Raw genomic sequence first — 713 nt, 5'->3', positions numbered from 1 at the left:
CTGCGGGGCGATCCTGGCGGCCGGCCGGCCGCTGCACGCGGGCGAGATCCTGGAGATCCTCCTGGCCCGCGGCTTCACCCTGCCGGGACGCGATCCGGTGGCGGCCCTCAACACCCGCCTGTGGAAGCGGTCCGGCCCCGGAGGCCCCCTGCGCCGGGTCGCCGAGGCCACCTACGCCCTGGCCGGGACGGAGGCCGACGCCGGTATGGCGTCCCCCGGTCGGAGCCGCGATCCGGACGCGTGAGGCCGCGGCGGGGTGGTCGTGAATCCCATGATCCGGGCCTGGATCATCCCGGTTTCAAAAGGTCTACGACCTTTTGCGGGTGCAGGGCGGAGCCCTGCGGCGGGGCAAAGCCCCGTTCACTCAGGAGCTCCACCCCCGAACCCGGCCAAAGGGCTGCAAGCCCTTTGGAAACCCAGCCCTTTGGAAACCCATGATCGGGCGTCGCTTCCGAAACAGGGCCGCGTTACACCACAAGACCACGCGCTAGTTGATCAGGCAGAACCCGGCCCCTGTGCCGACGCGCCGCTCCTGCGCGCACCAGGGCCTGGGGGCGGGCCTGGGAGCCGGTCCGAGCGCCTCCCTGGGCAGGTCGGCCGGGCTCTTCAGGGAGGCCGTGGTCTGGGCGGCCTCGGGCTCCGGGTGACGGAGCGCGAGGCTGTCGAGGCGGGCCCCGGGATCCGGGAGCCGAGCCTCCGGAGCGGGGCTCGCC

The 713-nt window shown here is 73.4% G+C and carries 2 pseudogenes; one reads left to right on the top strand and one right to left on the bottom strand.

Going from position 1 to position 713, the window contains the following annotated elements:
- Positions 1-244: pseudogene (locus FV228_RS31615) on the top strand (winged helix-turn-helix domain-containing protein); the annotation flags it as partial.
- A gap of 243 nt (positions 245-487) precedes the next feature.
- Here FV228_RS31615 and FV228_RS33610 read toward each other — a convergent pair.
- Positions 488-713 (bottom strand): annotated as a pseudogene (locus tag FV228_RS33610) (hypothetical protein); the annotation flags it as partial.

This window comes from Methylobacterium sp. WL18, from assembly GCF_008040015.1.
GTDB lineage: Bacteria > Pseudomonadota > Alphaproteobacteria > Rhizobiales > Beijerinckiaceae > Methylobacterium > Methylobacterium mesophilicum.
Note: the sequence above shows the minus strand (reverse complement) of the source record. Positions and strands in the feature narration are given on the sequence as shown.